Origin of the sequence: Kineococcus vitellinus, assembly GCF_009906315.1 — a bacterium.
Classification (GTDB): Bacteria; Actinomycetota; Actinomycetes; order Actinomycetales; family Kineococcaceae; genus Kineococcus; species Kineococcus vitellinus.
Genome location: NZ_JAAALL010000352.1, coordinates 1 through 4,117, shown reverse-complemented (window position 1 = coordinate 4,117; position 4,117 = coordinate 1). Strand labels below are relative to the sequence as shown.

The following is a 4,117-nucleotide window of genomic DNA, read 5'->3' as shown; positions in this document are numbered from 1 at the left end:
CCCCCGGCGCGCGGCGCGCGCCCGCCACCCCCACCGCCGGCGGTGCGGTAGGAGCGCGCCAGCAGGGTCAGGTAGTCGTCGCTGCCGGGCGGCAGCATCGCGATCATGGACTGGTTGAGGGCCTCGGCGCCCACGGAGACGCTCTTGGCCGCCAGGTCCACCGCGTACTGCGCGAACGGCTCCTGCAGGTGCGGGCCCGGCGTCTCCGCGGACAGCAGCCCGGCCAGGCGCTGCGCCTCGGCCAGCGCCGTCGAGGAGGCGCCGGAGGCGGTGTCCGGCAGCGGCTCGGACACGCGCAGCTCCACCTTCAGCACCGTGTCGCTCGTGGCGGGCTTGACGTAGGTGACCAGCAGCAGCGCCTCCTGCGCGGCCTCGCGCAGCGGCGCGACGGCGCCGTTGAGGCGGCCCGCGGCGCGGTGCACCGCCGCGGAGGCGTCGTCGCGGGCGGTGAAGTGCATCCCGGCGACCTCGTCGGCCGGGCGGGGGCGCAGCATCTCCCCCGGCCGCAGCACCTGGGCGGCCAGGAAGCGGTCCCCGCCGGGCAGGTCCAGGCCGTAGCGGGCGCGGTAGAGCTCGGCGAAGGCGTGGGCGGAGTCGGCCTTGGGCAGCGCGACCACCTCCCCGGGGTGGGCGCGCTGGTCGGGGTCGGCCAGCGAGGCCAGCGCGGCGACCACCTCGTCGTCCACCAGCTCCGCGGCCGCGTCGGCGACCGCGCTGGAGCGGGCCGCCAGCGCCGTGGACAGGGCGATCACGGGGGTGCCGTGCGAGCCGTCGAGGATGCGCAGGTCGTGGGAGAGGTCGGCGAGCAGGCGCAGCTCGAGGGTGGCCATCGCCGCCGACAGCAGGCGGTCGTTCTCCGACTCGTGCTCGCGCACGTGCGCCCAGTGGTGCTGGGACAGCTCGTGGCCGCCGGTGCTCGTCATGCCCTCGGCGGCGACGGCGACGGCGACCATGAGGTCGGCGGCGTACAGGTGCTCGCGCACGCTGCCGCCGTCGACGGCGGCGATGCTGTGCCGCGGCACCAGGGCGGCCGCGTGGTGCGGGAAGGGCAGGACCTGCCCCTCGGCCAGCAGGCGCTCGCGCAGCCGGCTGCGCGAGGAGGCCACCGGCGACAGCAGCCGGTGCGCCTCGTGCGCCAGGGACCCGGCCTCGGCCAGCAGCGCGCTCATCAGCTCCACGGTCGCGGGCGGGAACCCCTGCCCGGGACCCGCGGCGGCGCCCTCGCGCCACCCGGACGTCACCTGGCTCACGCACCGCCTCCTGACCTCGTCCGCACGGCGCTCCGATGGTAGGCGCCGCCCGCGGCCGGGTCGGCGCGCACCGCCGCGGGCCGGCCCCGCCGCGTGCGGCGCCTCACGAGCGGGCGAGGCGCTCGGCGGCGTCCTCGCCCAGCGCGTTGTGCACCTCGGCGCGCAGCCCCGGGCGGCGGGCCAGGGTCGGGTCGCCGTCCAGCAGCAGGTCCGTCTCCGCCCGGGCGGTCTGCACCATCGGCAGGTCCGCCTTGAGGTCGGCCACCCGCAGGTCCGACTGCCCCGACTGGCGGTTGCCGAACAGCGAGCCGCCGCCGCGCAGGTCGAGGTCCACCTCCGAGAGGTGGAAGCCGTCGGTGGACTCCTGCAGCGCCTGCAGGCGCGCCACCGAGTCGGCCGAGGAGGCCCGGCCGGTGAGCAGGCAGTGCGAGGCCCACCGCCCGCGCCCGACGCGCCCGCGGATCTGGTGCAGCTGCGCGATGCCGAAGCGCGCCGCGTCCACGACGACCATGACGGTGGCGTTGGGGACGTTGACGCCCACCTCGATGACGGTGGTGGCCACCAGCACGTCGACCTCGCCGCGCTTGAAGGCGGCCATCGTCGCCTCGCGCTCGGCGCGGTCCTGCTTGCCGTGCACCAGGCCCAGGCGCAGGTCGGCCAGCGCCCCGGCGCCCAGCTCCTCGAACAGGCTCGTGGCCGCCTGGGCCGCCAGCTTCTCGTTGTCCTCCACCAGGGAGGCCACCACGTACGCCTGGCGGCCCTGGGCCACCTGCTCGTGGATGAGGTCCCACGCCTCGGCGTGCTCGTCGGCCGGGGACATCTCCTCCGGGATCCACCGGGTCGCGATGGGGGTGCGCCCGGGCGGCAGCTCGTCGAGCACGGTGACCGCCAGGTCGCCGAAGACGGTCAGCGCGGCGGTCCGCGGGATGGGGGTGGCGGTCATGATGAGCATGTCCGGCACGCTGCGCCCCGCCCCCTCCGGGCCGCCGCCGGGCAGCGGAGCCCCCTTGGCGCGCAGCGCGGCGCGCTGCTCCACGCCGAAGCGGTGCTGCTCGTCGACGACGACCAGGCCCAGGCGGGCGAACTCCACGTCCTCCACGAGCAGGGCGTGGGTGCCCACGAGCACGTCGATGCCGCCCTCGGCCAGCTCGGCGACGATGCGCCGCCTGTCCTTGACCCTGGTCTTGGAGCCGAGGAACTCCACCACCAGCGGGCGGCCGTCGGCGCGGGCCAGGCCCTCCAGGCGCTCCACCAGCTCGGTGTGCAGCTGGGTGGCGAGGATCTCGGTGGGCGCCATGAGGGCGCCCTGGTAGCCGCCCTCGACGGCCATGAGCAGGCTCATGACGGCGACGACCGTCTTCCCGCTCCCCACGTCCCCCTGGAGCAGGCGGTGCATCGGGTGCGGGCGCTCGATGTCGGTGCGGACCTCGGCCAGCGCCCGCTCCTGCGCGCCGGTCAGCGGGAACGGCAGCGCGGCCAGGAACGCCCCGGTGAGCTCGCCGGTGGGGGCGTGGCTCACGCCGGTCTCGGCGGCGGTGGCGTGCCGGCGCAGCCCCAGGGCGATCTGCATGCGCAGCAGCTCGTCGAAGGCCAGGCGGTCCCGGGCCCTGGCCGCCAGCTCCAGGCTGTCGGGGTGGTGCACCTGGCGGTAGGCCTCGGCGCGGTCCATCAGCTCGTGGCGCTCGCGCACCTCGCCCGGCAGCGGGTCGCTCAGCTCGCCGAGGCGGCGCACGGCCTCCATCGCGGCCGAGTGCAGGTCCCACGTGGTGACGTTGGACTTCGCCGACTGGTTGTACACCGGCACGATCGGGGCGGGGTTGTCGCCGATGGGGTCCATCAGCGGGTTGGTCATCTGCAGGACCGGCCGGCCCGAGCGCGGCGTGTACGCCTCGACCTTGCCGTAGATCGACACCTCGTCGCCGGGCCGGTAGCGGCGCACCAGCCACGGGGAGTTGAAGAAGGTCACCGTCAGGGCCGCGGTGCCGTCGTTGACCTGCACGCGCAGCAGGCGCTTGGTGCGGTCGTACTGGCCGACGGAGTCGATGCGCGCCAGCAGCCCGATGGTCTCGCCCACGTGCTCGCGCAGCGCCCGGACGGGGATGACGCTCGAGCGGTCCAGGTAGCGCAGCGGCACGTGCATGAGCAGGTCGTAGACGCTCTCGACGCCGAACTCGGCCAGCCGATCGGCCAGCGAGGGCGTCTTGCCGCGCGCCTTCCTGGCCCGCACGGTGTGCAGCTCGGTGACGGGGACGCCGCGCAGGCCGTCGACGGTGCCGTCGTAGCGCAGCGGCGCGTCCCGCTGCGCGGCCAGCGCCTCCACCGCCGGGTCGAGCACCAGCTCGTGCCGGGCGGCGAAGCGGACGACGTCGTCGACCTTGTCCACGCCGGCCACCCAGCACCCCTCGGTGCTGTTCCAGCGCGCCGCGCACAGGCGCTTGACGTCGGCCTGCAGCGCCGGGGTGTGCTCGAAGCGGATCGCGATGACCTGCTCGGCGACCGCGCCCTCGCCGCCCGGTGCCGGGTCCACGGCGACCACGGTGACGTCCGGGGGCGCCGGGGAGTCGGCCGCGGCGCGCAGCGCCTCGCGCGCCCCGCCCAGCAGCTGCACGCGGTGCCCGGTCAACGCCCGGCGCAGCGCCAGCGCGGTGCGCCGCGTCAGCGGCAGCAGCCAGGACCCCTGCCCGTCCCAGGTGGCCCCGGGCAGCTCGCCCAGCGCGGTGCGCAGCGGGTGCGCCGCGCCCACCGTGCACACCACGGTGCGCTGCGCCGGCCCCAGCGGCTGCTCGCGGACGGCGACCTCCACGGTGCTCAGCGGCACCGGCTGCCCACCGGTCCCGGCGGCGGTGCCGCTGAGCACCGTGGAGGTC

Annotated in this window: 2 protein-coding genes; both read right to left on the bottom strand. The window is 76.3% G+C overall.

The window, feature by feature from the left end:
• Positions 1 to 1,250: hypothetical protein (locus GTQ99_RS20620; protein ID WP_205707928.1), on the bottom strand; the 1,250-nt coding region annotated here is incomplete at its 3' end.
• Between the two features lie 103 nt (positions 1,251 to 1,353).
• The coding region (recG, locus tag GTQ99_RS20615; RefSeq protein ID WP_166617574.1) for an ATP-dependent DNA helicase RecG at positions 1,354 to 4,117 on the bottom strand (2,764 nt) is incomplete at its 5' end.